General features: G+C 63.5%; 13 protein-coding genes. 6 read left to right on the top strand and 7 right to left on the bottom strand.

The annotated features are described in order from the left end of the window. The first annotated feature begins 7 nt into the window (after positions 1-7). Entirely contained in the window at positions 8-1,582 is a 1,575-nt protein-coding gene (locus tag HBO05_RS06475) for a PAS domain-containing methyl-accepting chemotaxis protein (protein ID WP_172312093.1), read from the top strand. Positions 1,583-1,653: 71 nt separating this feature from the next. Here the strand turns inward: HBO05_RS06475 and HBO05_RS06470 are convergent, their stop codons facing one another. The 5 genes from HBO05_RS06470 to HBO05_RS06450 all read right to left on the bottom strand — a co-directional run bounded on the left by HBO05_RS06470 (position 1,654) and on the right by HBO05_RS06450 (position 6,069). After that, entirely contained in the window at positions 1,654-2,397 is a 744-nt protein-coding gene (locus HBO05_RS06470; RefSeq protein WP_170041764.1) for a YkgJ family cysteine cluster protein, read from the bottom strand. A gap of 108 nt (positions 2,398-2,505) precedes the next feature. Beyond that, positions 2,506-2,988, bottom strand: coding sequence for a GNAT family N-acetyltransferase (locus tag HBO05_RS06465; protein WP_169956327.1), 483 nt, complete (start codon positions 2,986-2,988; stop codon positions 2,506-2,508). Positions 2,989-2,991: 3 nt separating this feature from the next. Beyond that, the gene (locus HBO05_RS06460) at positions 2,992-3,894 is read right to left on the bottom strand and encodes a chemotaxis protein (RefSeq protein ID WP_057438202.1); all 903 of its coding nucleotides are present in this window, start codon (positions 3,892-3,894) and stop codon (positions 2,992-2,994) included. Positions 3,895-3,992: 98 nt separating this feature from the next. Continuing rightward, positions 3,993-4,967 (bottom strand): D-glycerate dehydrogenase, encoded by a 975-nt coding sequence (locus tag HBO05_RS06455; protein ID WP_170056761.1) that lies wholly within the window; start codon positions 4,965-4,967, stop codon positions 3,993-3,995. Between the two features lie 133 nt (positions 4,968-5,100). Continuing rightward, positions 5,101-6,069: a LysR family transcriptional regulator gene (locus tag HBO05_RS06450; protein ID WP_169954563.1), complete on the bottom strand. Its 969-nt coding sequence runs from the start codon at positions 6,067-6,069 to the stop codon at positions 5,101-5,103. 181 nt (positions 6,070-6,250) lie between these two features. Here HBO05_RS06450 and HBO05_RS06445 point away from each other — a divergent pair, with 181 nt between their 5' ends. The 4 genes from HBO05_RS06445 to HBO05_RS06430 are packed head-to-tail and all read left to right on the top strand — an operon-like array spanning position 6,251 to position 11,018. Then, positions 6,251-7,762, top strand: a complete 1,512-nt coding sequence (locus tag HBO05_RS06445; protein ID WP_172312091.1) for an efflux transporter outer membrane subunit — start codon at positions 6,251-6,253, stop codon at positions 7,760-7,762. A gap of 11 nt (positions 7,763-7,773) precedes the next feature. After that, positions 7,774-9,957: an FUSC family protein gene (locus HBO05_RS06440; RefSeq protein WP_169954561.1), complete on the top strand. Its 2,184-nt coding sequence runs from the start codon at positions 7,774-7,776 to the stop codon at positions 9,955-9,957. Then, positions 9,947-10,147 carry a DUF1656 domain-containing protein gene (locus tag HBO05_RS06435; RefSeq protein WP_029297878.1) on the top strand — a complete coding sequence of 67 codons (201 nt, stop codon included), beginning with the start codon at positions 9,947-9,949 and terminating at the stop codon, positions 10,145-10,147. Before HBO05_RS06440 ends, HBO05_RS06435 begins: the two co-directional genes overlap by 11 nt. Before the next feature lie 10 nt (positions 10,148-10,157). Further along, positions 10,158-11,018: an HlyD family secretion protein gene (locus tag HBO05_RS06430; RefSeq protein ID WP_170041768.1), complete on the top strand. Its 861-nt coding sequence runs from the start codon at positions 10,158-10,160 to the stop codon at positions 11,016-11,018. Positions 11,019-11,118: 100 nt separating this feature from the next. On the opposite strand, the gene HBO05_RS06425 is transcribed toward HBO05_RS06430, so the two are convergent. Both HBO05_RS06425 and HBO05_RS06420 read right to left on the bottom strand, forming a co-directional pair. Further along, on the bottom strand, positions 11,119-11,523 hold the full coding sequence (locus HBO05_RS06425; protein WP_172312368.1) for a DUF4440 domain-containing protein: 405 nt from the start codon (positions 11,521-11,523) through the stop codon (positions 11,119-11,121). Beyond that, entirely contained in the window at positions 11,523-12,710 is a 1,188-nt protein-coding gene (locus tag HBO05_RS06420) for an MFS transporter (RefSeq protein ID WP_172312089.1), read from the bottom strand. Before HBO05_RS06420 ends, HBO05_RS06425 begins: the two co-directional genes overlap by 1 nt. 110 nt (positions 12,711-12,820) lie before the next feature. Between HBO05_RS06420 and HBO05_RS06415 the strand changes: the two genes are divergently transcribed. Then, positions 12,821-13,675, top strand: a complete 855-nt coding sequence (locus tag HBO05_RS06415) for a LysR family transcriptional regulator (RefSeq protein WP_170056765.1) — start codon at positions 12,821-12,823, stop codon at positions 13,673-13,675. The last annotated feature ends 12 nt before the right edge of the window (positions 13,676-13,687 follow it).

Genomic DNA, 13,687 nt, shown 5'->3' with positions numbered 1-13,687 from the left:
GCTTTCCATGAAGATCAATCTCCCGGTCACGGGTCGAAGTGTGGACATTGCCCCAGACGCCAACATCCTCTCGACCACTGACTTAGGCAGTTCGATTACCTACGCCAACCAGGACTTTATCGACGTCAGCGGCTACAACCGCGAGGAATTGCTGGGCGCGCCACATAACCTGCTGCGTCACCCGGACATGCCGTCGGCGGCCTTTGCCCATATGTGGCAGACCCTCAAAAGCGGCCGCTCGTGGATGGGCATGGTGAAAAATCGCTGCAAGAGCGGCGATCACTATTGGGTCAGCGCCTATGCCTCGCCGGTCACGCGCGACGGTGTCGCGGTGGAATACCAGTCGGTACGCACCAAGCCCGATGCGCGGCGGGTGATGGCGGCGGAGCGCGCTTACGCCCGCCTGCGCGCGGGTAGTCGGCGCTTGCGGCCAGTGCTGGAGATGCCCATGAAGTTGTCGCTGGTCACCGGTGCAACCTGCGCCCTGACCTGGGGAGTGGGGGCCGGGTTGGCGAGCTACTCGTGGGCCTTGCAGGTGCTGGGCCTGGCTGCGGTGGGCGCAGCGGGGGTCTTGGGTATCAACCTGTTGTTGCGCCCCTTGAGGCAATTGAGCGAGCGGGCCCGGCAGATTGCCGATAACCCCGTCAGCCAGGCGATCTACACCGGGCGTGCCGATGAGCTGGGGCAAATCGAATTTGCCATGCAGATGCTCGAAGCCCAGGTGGGCGCGGTGGTCGGCCGGATTGGCGATGCGTCGCAGCGTTTATCCGGGCACGCCGCCGCTCTGGTCCAGCAACTGGACAGCAGTCACGCCAGTACCCTGGGCCAGCAGACCCAGACCGACCAGGTGGCCACCGCGATCCAGGAGATGGCGGCCAGCGTGGCGCAAGTCGCCAACCATGCCCAGCAAGCCTCGAAAGCGGCCGACCAGGCCGGCAGCGAGACCCGCGAAGGCCATCAGCGGGTGGACGAAAGCCGTGATGCGGTGCTGCGTCTGTCCCAGGAGCTGGCCAGGGCCACCAGTGTGATCCATCAATTGGAAAGCCACAGCGGGGATATCTCCAGCGTACTGGAGGTGATCCGGGCGATTGCCGAGCAGACCAACCTGCTGGCCCTCAACGCGGCCATCGAGGCGGCGCGGGCGGGCGAGCAGGGCCGTGGCTTTGCGGTGGTGGCAGATGAAGTCCGCGGCCTGGCCCAGCGCACCCAGCAATCGACCAATGAAATCCAGCGCATGATCAGTACCCTGCAGGGCGGCGCCCGCGATGCGGTGATGGCGATGGAGCAAAGCAGCCAGCACGTCGAAGTCAGCGTCGAGCATGCCCAGCGCGCGGCGTCGGCCCTGGATGGCATCAGCCAGCGGGTCAACCAGATCACCGCTATGAGCGTGCAGATTGCCACGGCGGTGGAGGAACAGAGCGCGGTGAGCGAGGACATCAATCGCAATATTGTCGGCATTCGCGATGCCGGCGAGGCCACCGTCAGCGCCGGCCAACAGAGCCAGCTCAGCTCGGGCGACGTAGCGGCCCTGGCGGAGGACCTGCGGCGGCTGGCTGAAGAGTTCTGGGGCAAACGCCGCTAATCTTCGCAACCGACTTGCCGGCAATGGCGATTTCGCGCACGCCATCGCCGGCAAGCCGGCTCCCAAAAGGTTCAGGCAGCGCGCAGCGAGATAAACGCATAGTTGGCCGGCACTTCGGTGGCGATCTGCGCCCCGGCATCCAGCAACTGTTCGGCAATGTCCATCCCGGACACATGAAACACCCATTCATTGGCCATGGCCGGTTGCTCCACCGCCAGCGCTATGGCCTGGGCAAAGGCGCCCATGTCCGGCAGGTACGCGGTAAAACCATCGCCCTTGAGCGCCGTGGTGCGAATCCCCAGCAGGGCGCACACCGCCTCCTTGGTCTGTACATCGTCACGGTCGGCCTGGCGTGAGCGGTGGATCAGCTCGGCCAGTTCCCGGTCCATCAGCTCGCCGCCGACGATCAGTGCCGGGCCCTGTTCCCAGGATTGCGGCGGGCAATCCTTGGCGGCCGGGTTCAGCGGGATATGCGGATTGATCTCCATCGGGTAGATACGACAGACCAGCGGCCGCCGTTCATAGATGCCGCAGCGGTTGTCTTCGTCAAGATTCCGGCAGCGCCCGGCGTTGTAAGCGGCAAAGGTGATCGCCACGAACGCCTGGGTATTGCCGCTGGGCACCACCACCGAACGCCGTTCGGCATGCTCGCGTTGTTGCACAGGCAGGCCCAGGCCATTGCCCAGGAAACCTTCCACCAGCACGATGACATTGCCGCCGTCCGCCGCCCACTGGCGGGCTTCGTCGAGGGTCAGGGGTACATGATGGTCGGTGCAGCATTTACCGCAACCAACGCAGGAAAAATGGGTATTCATGGAGGATCTGCTACCAGGCCAGGTCAGAGGGCTCTCTTGAACGGTGACGGGTTTTTACCTCTTTGCGCCGTTCAGGAACTCTGGAAGCAAGTTATGCGCCAGTGCCGCTCAGCCCTCGCTGACCACGTCGCGCAGCACAAACACCATGCCGGCACTTTCATACAACTGGCGTGCGCGCAGATTGCTCTCCAGCACCTTGAGGTCCACATAGGGCTCGCCGCGTTGCTTGAACACCTGGAAGCTGTGCAGCAACAAGGCACGACCCAGCCCCTGGCCCTGGGCGCAGGGGTGGACGCTGAGGTGATGGATAAAGGCACTGGTCCAGCATTGGGCCACGCCAAGAATGCCCTCGGCGTTACTTGCTACCAGGCATAGCGTGGGGTCGAACTCTGCGTCGCTGAGAAATTGCTGCTGCCAGGCCTCCAGGTTGGCCACGCGGCCGCCGCCCTGTTCCTGGGTCATGCGCAATACCGCATGGATCGCCGGGGCCAGTGCAGGGCGGTAATGATCCAGGTGGGTATCGGCTGGCCACTGCGGTGCAGGCAGGCTGCCGGTGAGGTCGCGGCGTAGCAGTTGGTAATACGCTGTCACTATTTACAGGCCTTTTTGCGCCACGGTCTGGGCGGCGACCACCAGGCATTTGGTCAGCTCGGGTGACGAAAACTTCGTCAGTACCGAGTCGGCACCCGCCAGGCGGGCTTTTTCGCTGTTCATCGCGCTGTCCAGGGAGGTGTGCAACAGCACGTAGAGGTCCTGGAAGTCCGGGGTTTCGCGCAAGGTGCGGGTGAGGGCGTAGCCGTCCATTTCCGACATTTCGATGTCAGACACCACCACATTGATCTGCCCGGCGCTACCTTGCAGTTCCAGCAGCACGTCGATGGCCTCTTTGGCGCTGCGTGCGGTGTGGCAGGTCAGGCCGAGGTTGCGCAGGGTGTGCACCGATTGCTGCAGGGCCACCTGGCTGTCGTCCACCACCAGGATGCGTGCATGGCCGAGCACTTCGGCTTCTTCCATGGTCAGGTCAGTCGGCGCCACTTCAATCTGCGCGGGGGCAATGGCGTGGATGACTTTTTCGATGTCCAGCACCTGCACCAGCACCCCGTCCACCTGGGTCACGCCGGTGATAAACGAGCGCGTGCCGCCAGAGCCAAAGGGCGGCGGGCGGATATCGGTGGTCAGGCAATGCACGATCCGGCTCACCGCCTGCACATGCAGGCCCTGCTTGGAACGGCTGACATCGGTGACAATCAGGCAACCGCCGTCGGGGTCTTGCAGGGGCATCTCGCCCAGCGCGCGGCTGAGGTCGATCACCGACAAGGCCGCGCCACGCAGGGTGGCGATGCCTTTGACGTGCGGGTGGGACTCCGGCAGCTTGGTCAGCGGCGGGCAGGGAATGATTTCGCTGACTTTCAGCAGGTTGATGGCCATCAGCTTGCCGCTGCGCAAGGTAAAGAGCAGAAGCGAGAGTGAATCTGCGCGGGCTTTGGTGGTGGACATAAAAACCTTCTGTGGATCAGCGATAACAATCTATAGCGGGTTATCGACGTTCGCGCCAAAAACTGTAGGGGCTGGCTGGCCGGCTCCTACAATGCCGATCAGCCTTTCCACACCTGCGGGTTCACCAGGTCCTGCGGGCGCTGGCCCAGCAGTGCGCTGCGCAGGTTGTCCAGGGCACGGTTGGCCATGGCTTCACGGGTTTCATGGGTGGCCGAACCGATATGCGGCAAGGTCACCGCATTGCTCAGTTGGAACAGCGGCGACTCGGCCAGGGGCTCGCGCTCATACACATCCAGCCCGGCGCCGCGAATGCGCTGGGTTTGCAGGGCTTCGATCAGTGCCGGCTCGTCCACCACCGGGCCTCGGGAAATATTCACCAGGATCGCGCTGGATTTCATCAGGCCCAACTCGCGATGGCTGATCAGGTGCTTGGTCTTTTCACTCAACGGCACCACCAGGCACACGAAATCTGCCTCGGCCAGCAACTGGTCCAGGCTGCGCAACTGCGCGCCCAGCTCGTGTTCCAGCGCGGTCTTGCGGCTGTTGCCGCTGTAGATAATCGGCATATTGAAGCCCAGGCGCCCACGGCGGGCGATGGCTGCGCCGATATTGCCCATGCCGACGATACCCAGGGTCTTGCCGTGTACATCACAGCCAAACAACGGCGCGCCGACGCTGGCTTTCCACTGCCCGGCCTTGGTCCAGGCGTCCAGCTCGGCCACACGGCGGGCGCTGCTCATCAGCAGGGCAAAGGCCAGGTCGGCGGTGCTTTCGGTCAACACATCGGGGGTGTTGGTGAGCATGATCCCGCGTTCGTTGAAGTAGTCCACGTCGTAGTTGTCGTAACCCACAGAGACGCTGGACACCACTTGCAGCTTGTTCGCCCCTTCGAGCTGCGCCCGGCCCAGCTTGCGGCCGACGCCGATCAGGCCGTGGGCGTGGGGCAGGGCTTCATTGAACTGCGCGTTGATATCGCCCTGCTTGGGGTTGGGGACGATGACCTCGAAGTCCTGTTGCAGGCGTTCGATCATCTGGGGGGTGACACGGCTGAAGGCGAGGACAGTCTTTTTCATCGCAAGTGAGGCTCATCGACGGGGAAGAATGCCAAGCACGCTAACATTCCTCGCTGCGAATGTCAGGACACCGCTAGACCTCTGTGGGCACAGGGCAAAATGTGGGAGCTGGCTTGCCTGCGATGACGGCAGGTCAGCTACCCAGCCGCACCCCACCCAAACTGCCGCTCAACTCATACGCCGCGAGTTCCGCCTGGTGCGCCGCCAGGATCTCCGGCAGCGAGCCGCGCAGGTACTCCACCCAGGTCTTGATCTTCGCATCCAGGTACTGGCGCGACGGGTAGATGGCGTACAGGTTCAGCTCCTGGGAGCGATACGTCGGCATCATCCGCACCAGGGTGCCGTTGCGCAGGCCCTCGATGGCCGCGTACACCGGCAGCAGGCCGACGCCCATGCCGCTGATGATCGCGGTCTTCATCGCATCGGCGGAGTTCACCAGGAACGGCGAGCTGTTGATGCTCACGCTTTCCTGGCCGTCCGGCCCGTTGAAGGCCCATTTGTCCAGCTGGATCACCGGGCTGACCAGGCGCAGGCAGGCATGGTTGAGCAGGTCACTGGGCCGCTGCGCGCAACCATTGGCTTTAACGTAGGCCGGCGAGGCACAGACGATGCTGTAGGTGATCCCCAGGCGCTGGGAGACAAACCCCGAGTCCGGCAGCTCGCTGGCGAGCACGATGGACACGTCATAACCCTCGTCCAGCAGGTCTGGCACGCGGTTGGCCAGGGTCAGGTCGAAGGTCACGTCGGGGTGGGTGCGGCGATAGCGGGCAATCGCATCGATCACGAAATGCTGGCCGATGCCGGTCATGGTATGCACTTTGAGCTGCCCGGCGGGGCGCGCGTGGGCGTCGCTGGCCTCGGCCTCGGCTTCCTCGACATAGGCGAGGATTTGCTCGCAGCGTAATAAATAGCGCTTGCCGGCCTCGGTCAAGGCGATGCGGCGGGTGGTGCGGTTGAGCAAGCGGGTTTGCAGATGGGCCTCCAGATTGGAGACCGCGCGCGAGACGTTGGCCGTGGTGGTGTCCAGTTGTACGGCGGCGGCGGTGAAGCTGCCGGCCTCGGCGACACAACTGAAGGCGCGCATGTTTTGCAAAGTGTCCATGGGGTGCTCTCAAGGGAGATGACAAATTGTGACAGAAAGTTACGACTACCAGTGATCCCTACCAATGGATTATCGCCTGAACGGTAACAAAGATTCACAGGAATCCCACCTTATCGCCATTCCCCGCGCCCCCTAGAATTGCCGCACCGTCCCCGCACCACCACCTCAGGAATTCGCAGCAGTGCCGCGTCGCATCAGCAGAGAGCTGAAGACTCTCAGTGTTTGGGCTTTATCGTTAGCAATCAGCGGCTGCATCGGAACCGGAGGGATTGCCCCCCAAGGCAAGCACCTCGCCGCCAATACCCTGGCCACCGACGACGCGATCCAGAGCGCTGCCCGGGATGCCCACTGGCCGACCAGCCAGTGGTGGCAGGCCTATGGCGACCCGCAACTCGACCGTTGGATCGATCTTGCCGTACAAGGCAGCCCAAGCATCGCCGAAGCCGCCGCCCGGGTGCGTGAAGCGCGGGCCATGGCCGGGCTGGCCGAGTCGGCCGAGGCCGTGCAGATCAACGGCGACGCCACCCTCAAGCGCCACAACTGGCCCAGCGATCAGTTCTACGGCCCCGGTAAACTGGACAATTCCACCACTTGGGACAACAACGCTGCCCTGGGCCTGAGCTACGCCCTCGACCTGTGGGGCCGCGAGCGCAATGCCAGCGAGCGCGCCCTCGATCTGGCGCATCGGCGTGTCGCCCAGGCGCGCCAGGCCCAGTTGGAGCTGCAGAACAACGTGGTGCGCGCCTATATCCAGCTGTCGCTGCATTACGCCCAGCGCGATATCGTCGCCGCCACCCTGGCCCAGCAACAGCAGATCCTCGACCTGGCGCAAAAGCGCCTGGAGGGTGGGATCGGCACGCACTTTGAAGTCAGCCAGGCCCAGACGCCGTTGCCCGAAACCCATCGGCAACTGGACGCCCTCGACGAAGAAATCGCCCTGACCCGCAACCAACTGGCCGCCCTGGCCGGCAAGGGCCCGGGGGAGGGTGCGAGATTGCAGCGGCCAACCCTGGCTCTCGGCGCACCATTGAAATTGCCCTCGGCACTGCCCGCGCAATTGCTCGGCCAGCGCCCGGACGTGGTTGCCAGCCGCTGGCAAGTCGCGGCCCAGGCCCGTGGCATCGACGTGGCCCACGCCGGCTTCTATCCCAATGTCGACCTGGTGGGCAGCCTCGGCTACGTCGCCACCGGCGGCGGCATGCTGGAGTTTCTCGCCGGCAAGAAGCTCAACTACAGCGTCGGCCCGGCGATCACCCTGCCGATCTTCGACGGTGGCCGACTGCGCGCGCAATTGGGCGCGGCCAGCGCCGGCTACGATATTGCCGTGGCCCGCTACAACCAGACCCTGGTCAATGCGCTCAAGGGCATCAGCGACCAACTGATCCGCCGTGAATCCATGGCCAAGCAGCAAACCTTCGCCGTCGAGTCGGTGGCCTCGGCGCAGAAAACCTATGACATCGCCATGATCGCCTACCAGCGCGGGCTGACCGATTACCTCAATGTGCTCAATGCCCAGACCCTGCTGTTTCGCCAGCAACAGGTCGAGCAACAGGTCCAGGCCGCGCGCTTGAGCGCCCATGCCGAACTGGTGACCGCCCTGGGCGGCGGCCTTGGCGCGGGCAACGATGGGCCGGCACCCGATAAGACACTCCCGAGCAAGACCCCGGCGGCCTTGGCCGTGTTCGATCACTGATCAGGTTGCCCATGACTCCCTTGCCTGCACCGCTGCGTTGGCTGCATTCCCTGGAATGGCGCCGTGGCTTTTTCGACTGGGCGCGCAGTGACGGCGTGACCTGGGTGTATATCTTCAAAGTACTGATCGCCGCGTTCCTCACCCTGTGGCTGGCCATGCGCCTGGAACTGCCGCAACCGCGTACCGCGATGATCACCGTGTTTATCGTGATGCAACCGCAAAGCGGCCAGGTGTTTGCCAAGAGCTTCTACCGCTTCCTCGGCACCTTGGCGGGGTCGGCGGTGATGGTGTTGCTGATTGCCCTGTTTGCGCAAAACACCGAGCTGTTCCTGGGCGCGCTGGCGATCTGGGTTGGCGTGTGTACGGCTGGCGCGACCCGCAACCGTAACTTTCGCGCCTATGGTTTTGTACTGGCCGGCTATACGGCGGCGATGGTCGGCCTGCCGGCGCTCGCCCACCCCGACGGCGCCTTTATGGCGGCGGTCTGGCGGGTGCTGGAAATCTCCCTGGGGATTTTGTGTGCGACCCTGGTCAGTGCCGCGATCCTGCCGCAAACCAGCAGCGCGGCGATGCGCAACGCCTTGTACCAGCGCTTCGGCACCTTTGCGTTGTTTGTCACCGATGGCCTGCGCGGGCGCAGCCAGCGTGAAGGTTTTGAAAGCAGCAACGTACGCTTTATCGCCGAAGCCGTGGGCCTGGAAGGGCTGCGTAGCGTCACCGTATTCGAAGACCCGCATATGCGTCGGCGCAATGGCCGGCTCAGTCGCTTGAACAGCGAATTCATGGGCATCACCACCCGGTTCAACGCCCTGCACCAGTTGCTTGAACGCCTGCGCAGCGATGCCGCCGACCATGTGGTGGCCGCGATCAAGCCCGGCCTGCAGGACCTGGCCGAGTTGCTCGATGGCTTCAGCGGGCGCGCCTTGACCAGCCCCGATGCTGCGCGCCTGGTGAGCCAACTGACGGCCTACAAGGAGAGCCTGCCGGCCAAGGTCCGCAGCCTGCGGGCGATGTTCCAGGAGAGCAGCCCCAGCGATGCCGAGCAGTTGGATTTCCACACCGCTTATGAGCTGCTGTACCGCTTTGTCGATGACCTGCACAACTACGCGCAGACCCACGCCTCCCTGGCCGAGCACAGCCACGAACGCGAGCATTGGGACGAGCCCTACACCCCGAAAACCAACTGGCTGGCCTGCGCCGCCTCGGGGATTCGCGCGTCATTCATTCTGCTGGTACTGGGCAGTTACTGGGTGGCCACGGCCTGGCCCAGCGGCGCGACCATGACCTTGATTGCCGCGGCCACCGTGGGCCTGTCGGCCGCCACGCCAAACCCCAAGCGCATGGCCTTCCAGATGGCCTGTGGGACCTTGATCGGCGCGCTGGTGGGGTTTGTCGAAATGTTCTTCGTGTTTCCCTGGATCGACGGCTTTCCCTTGCTCTGCGTGATGCTCGCCCCGGTAATCGTGCTCGGCGCGTTCCTCTCGTCGCGCCCGCAATACGCCGGGGTTGGCCTTGGCTTGCTGATTTTCTTCAGCACCGGTTCGGTGCCGGATAACCTGACGATCTACAACCCCTACACCTTTATCAACGACTACATCGCCATGATCATCGGCATGCTGGTGTGTGCAGCGGCCGGGGCGATCATCCTGCCGCCCAACAGCCCGTGGCTGTGGCGCCGCCTGGAGCGCGACCTGCGCGAGCAAGTGGTATATGCCATCAGCGGCAAGCTCAAGGGCCTGGCCTCGGGTTTTGAAAGCCGCACCCGCGACCTGCTGCACCAGGCCTACGGCCTGGCCGCCGGCCAGCCCCTGGTGCAACGCAACCTGTTGCGCTGGATGTTCGTGGTGCTGGAGGTCGGCCACGCGATCATTGAGTTGCGCAAGGAACAGGCAATCCTGCCGGTGCACCCGGCCTATGCCCAATCCCAGCCTTGGCGCCAGGCAATCCGGGTGATGGGGCGCTCGCTGGTGCGGCTGTTTTTGCAACCGAGCCAGAGCAACCTGGAGCGCGCGCTGGTGGCGGTCGATCACGCCATCAGCCGCGTGCAGGCCACCGACGAACCCTTCGCCCCCCACTTCGATACCTCGGCCCTGCGCCGGGTGAAAAGCTACCTGCACTTTATCCGCACCTCCCTGCTGGACCCGCAATCGCCCCTGGCTGCCTTCAAGCCTTCCGGAGTCGCCCATGCCTCGTGAAATCGCGTTCCACGGCATCTATATGCCGACCATGACCCTGATGTTCTTCATCGCCGCGGGACTGGCCTGGGCCCTGGATCGGTTCCTGGCGGGCTTTGACCTGTACCGTTTTTTCTGGCACCCGGCGCTGCTGCGCCTGAGCCTGTTCACCTGTCTTTTCGGCGCCATGGCGCTGACCGTCTACCGTTGAGAATGCCCCGATGAAAAAGTTTTTCAGCCTGCTCGCAACCCTGCTGGTGTTGGCCCTGGCGATCTGGATTGGCCGTACCCTATGGGTCCATTACATGCAGACCCCATGGACCCGCGATGGCCGGGTGCGCGCCGATATCATCAACGTGGCCGCGGATGTCACCGGCGAAGTGGTGGACGTGCCGGTGCGTGACAACCAGTTGGTGAAAAAGGGCGACCTACTGATGCAGATCGACCCCGAGCACTACCGCATCGCGGTCAAGCAGGCGCAATCTTTGGTTGCCTCACGCAAAGCCACCTGGGAGATGCGCAAGGTCAACGCCCACCGCCGCGCCGACCTCGACGCCCTGGTGATCTCCAAAGAGAACCGCGACGACGCCAGCAACATCGCCGACTCGGCCCTGGCCGACTACCAACATGCCCTGGCGCAACTGGAAGCGGCAGAGCTGAATTTGAAACGCACGCAAGTGCTGGCGGCCGTAGACGGCTATGTCACCAACCTCAACGTGCATCGCGGCGACTACGCACGCATTGGCGAAGCCAAGATGGCCGTAGTCGATATGAACTCGTTCTGGGTCTACGGCTTCTTCGAAGAAACCAAGCTGCCCCATGTGAAGGTCGGTGATAAAGCCGACATGCAACTGATGAGCGGCGAGACCCTCAAGGGCCACGTAGAAAGCATCTCCCGTGGCATCTACGATCGCGACAACCCCGAGAGCCGCGAACTGATCGCCGACGTGAACCCGACCTTCAACTGGGTACGCCTGGCCCAGCGAGTGCCGGTGCGCATTCATATTGATGAAGTGCCGCAGGGTGTGTTGTTGGCGGCGGGGATCACCTGCACGGTGATCGTCAACCAGGCACAACACTAAACTTGTAGGCGTTGGCTTGCCGGCGATAGCGGCCTGTCAGCCATCCACCAGTTGACTGACACACCGTTATCGCCGGCAAGCCGGCTCCTACAGGGGAGGGTTATTGGCCCTGGATATAGGTCTCGTGCAGGTGCCGCCACAGCAGCGCGCCACTGGCCTGTTTCTCGAACACCACGGTGGCGCGGCGGTCCGTTTGCGTGCCGCTGGCATCGATCTGGTGTTCGCGGTAGGTCACCGTGGCGCCGCGTGCATGGCGGTCGATGCCCGCCAGTTCACTCAAGGTGATTTTCAAGCCGGGCCGCATACCACCCAGGCGCGTGAACAGGGCCTTGACCCCCGCGGTATTGACCCGTGCGCCGGTGGCGGGGGCGATCATGCTGAACTCGGTGGAGAAGCGCGCCAGCAGGTTCTGCAGGGTGCCTTCGGGGGCTGTGCCGGCAAACCATTGCTCGATCTCGATGTGGGTCTGGATCACTTCTTCAAAAAAGTCGCTGTAATCAATCATCATTGAGGCTCGCAGGCAGGGTGAAGCAGTGCGTGAACCCTGCAGGTATCCAGGCTTGGCACTGCCAAGAGCGGTAGCAGTGTCAGGGCTGCCGCAATCAAGAAGGTCATGGTGAAGGAATCCGAGGCCGATAGCACGGCGCTGAGTGCCGCTGCACCCAGGCAAAAGCTCACTTGCCGATTGATATTCCACAGCGCGCTGGCGTGGCCCATGCGTTCGGCAGGAATATCCAGAAAGGCCAGGGTCTGCGCGGTGCTGCTGCACAGGCTGCCACCCAGGCCCATCAGGGCATAGGCGCCCACCAGCAGGGCGGGTTGGGCCGCATTGAGCAGCAGGATGCCGGCGCATTGCAAGGCCATGCCGGCCAGCAGCAATGGCTTGGGCCCGCACCGGCTGAACCACTGCTTGCTCAGGTAGATGGCCAGGGCCGAAGCCAGGGCCCACGGCAGCATCAAGGCCCCGGTGCGTGTCGCGTCGTATCCAAGGTCTCGCAGGTAGAGGATGGCGATCAGGCTGGTGCCGATAAATACGCCGGGGATGAACAGATACACCAGCATCGCCACTCGCAGCATCGGGTGGCGGATCTGGTTGAACAGACTCCCCAAAGCCAGGGCCGGTCGCGTGGTGGCGGGCACATCGGGTTTTATCCACAGCAGTGCCAGCAGCAGGGTCAGGAGGACCAATGGCAGGTTGGCGTAGAAAATCCAGCGCCACGACACCGTGTCCACCAGCAAGCCGCCCAGCGCCGGGGAGAGCGCCGGCACCAGCAGCGCCACCGACATCACTCGGGCCGTCAGTTGGTGACGCTGCCCAGGGGCAAAGTGTCGGTACGCCAAGGCCTGGCCCACCGGTATCAGCAATCCGCCCCCCAAGCCTTGCAACAGCCGCCAGCCGATCAAGGCCTGGATCGATTCGGTCTGGCCCACCAGCACCGATGCCATGCCAAACAGCCCCAGGCTCGCGGCGATCAACCGCCGCTCGCCCAGCACTGCGGCGAGCCAGACGCTCAGCGGGATAATCAGGGTCAGGCCGAGCAGGTACGCGTTGCTGATCCACGCCAATTGCGTGACCGAGGCCTGCAGTTCGTGGGCGATATCCGGGTAGGCGACGGTGGCGACAAACATGTTCACCAGGTCCAGGGCGAACCCCAGTAAAAAGATCCAGGCGACTTTCGAGCGGTAGGTCATAGGGGTGATCCAGCGTTTGAGGCTGGCAGGGTAGGCCGGTCGCAGAGCTTGGGATACACGGGTTTGCCTGTTAGTTTGTCAAAAATATTTTGACAAAGGGGGCGGTGGCCATGGTTAGCCTGGACCGATTCGACACTTTCAAGGCCGTGGTCGAGGCCGGCTCGCTGACGGCCGCCGCCGATCTGCTGGGCCAGACCCGCGCGGTGGTCAGCTTCAATCTCAAACGTTTGGAAGCCGAACTGGGCGTCACCCTGCTCACCCGCAGTACCCGCCAACTGGCGCTCACCGATGCCGGTGAACGTTTCTACCTGCGTTGTACACGCATGCTCGAAGAAGCACGGCTGGCGGTGGAAGAGGCACGCTCTGAACACGCCCAGCTCAAGGGCACGTTGCGCATCACCACGACTGTTGAATATGCGCTGGCGGTGGTCGCGCCCGCAGTGGAAGGTTTTCGCCGCCTGCACCCGGACCTCAACATTCACTTATCCACATCCTCGACCCATGCCGACCTGATCTCCGAAAGGTTTGACGTGGCGATCCGGCTGGGGCGCCTGGTGGACTCCAATCATCGTGCGGTGCAGTTATCCACTTACCAGGTATTTGCCGTCGCGGCGCCTGGTTTGGGTACCGCCCAAACGCTGGATGAACTAGAACAACTGCCCAAGCTGGGGCATGGCCGCTTGACCGAGTTGAGCGTGACCGACCCGGCAGGTGGCGAGCATCAATATCGCTCGGGCCCCAGTGCGCTGGTGGTTGACAGTGCTGCCGTGCTGCAGGCATTTGCCGTGCGCGGCCATGGCGTGGCGGTCCTGCCGCAGTGGCTGGTGCAGGCGGATCTGGACGCGGGGCGGCTGGTACGCCTGTTGCCGGATCATCGCTTCGCGCCCCAGGGGGTGTATGCGCTGTATCCGGACACGCGGCATTTACCGCTGAAGGTGCGGGCGTTTATTGATTTCATGAAATAGCGAAGCCCCTGT

Origin of the sequence: Pseudomonas sp. WS 5079, from assembly GCF_012985465.1 — a bacterium.
Taxonomy (GTDB): domain Bacteria; phylum Pseudomonadota; class Gammaproteobacteria; order Pseudomonadales; family Pseudomonadaceae; genus Aquipseudomonas.
The sequence above is the reverse complement of the archived record's forward strand: the minus strand, read 5'-3'. Positions and strand labels throughout refer to the sequence as shown.

Coding starts and splice junctions, on each gene's coding strand:
- HBO05_RS06430 (WP_170041768.1), top strand. CDS start 10,158: ATGAAAAAGTTTTTCAGCCTGCTCGCAACCCTGCTGGTGTTGGCCCTG.
- HBO05_RS06450 (WP_169954563.1), bottom strand. CDS start 6,069: ATGGACACTTTGCAAAACATGCGCGCCTTCAGTTGTGTCGCCGAGGCC.
- HBO05_RS06475 (WP_172312093.1), top strand. CDS start 8: ATGAAGATCAATCTCCCGGTCACGGGTCGAAGTGTGGACATTGCCCCA.
- HBO05_RS06460 (WP_057438202.1), bottom strand. CDS start 3,894: ATGTCCACCACCAAAGCCCGCGCAGATTCACTCTCGCTTCTGCTCTTT.
- HBO05_RS06415 (WP_170056765.1), top strand. CDS start 12,821: ATGGTTAGCCTGGACCGATTCGACACTTTCAAGGCCGTGGTCGAGGCC.
- HBO05_RS06455 (WP_170056761.1), bottom strand. CDS start 4,967: ATGAAAAAGACTGTCCTCGCCTTCAGCCGTGTCACCCCCCAGATGATC.
- HBO05_RS06435 (WP_029297878.1), top strand. CDS start 9,947: ATGCCTCGTGAAATCGCGTTCCACGGCATCTATATGCCGACCATGACC.
- HBO05_RS06420 (WP_172312089.1), bottom strand. CDS start 12,710: ATGACCTACCGCTCGAAAGTCGCCTGGATCTTTTTACTGGGGTTCGCC.
- HBO05_RS06425 (WP_172312368.1), bottom strand. CDS start 11,523: ATGATTGATTACAGCGACTTTTTTGAAGAAGTGATCCAGACCCACATC.
- HBO05_RS06440 (WP_169954561.1), top strand. CDS start 7,774: ATGACTCCCTTGCCTGCACCGCTGCGTTGGCTGCATTCCCTGGAATGG.
- HBO05_RS06470 (WP_170041764.1), bottom strand. CDS start 2,397: ATGAATACCCATTTTTCCTGCGTTGGTTGCGGTAAATGCTGCACCGAC.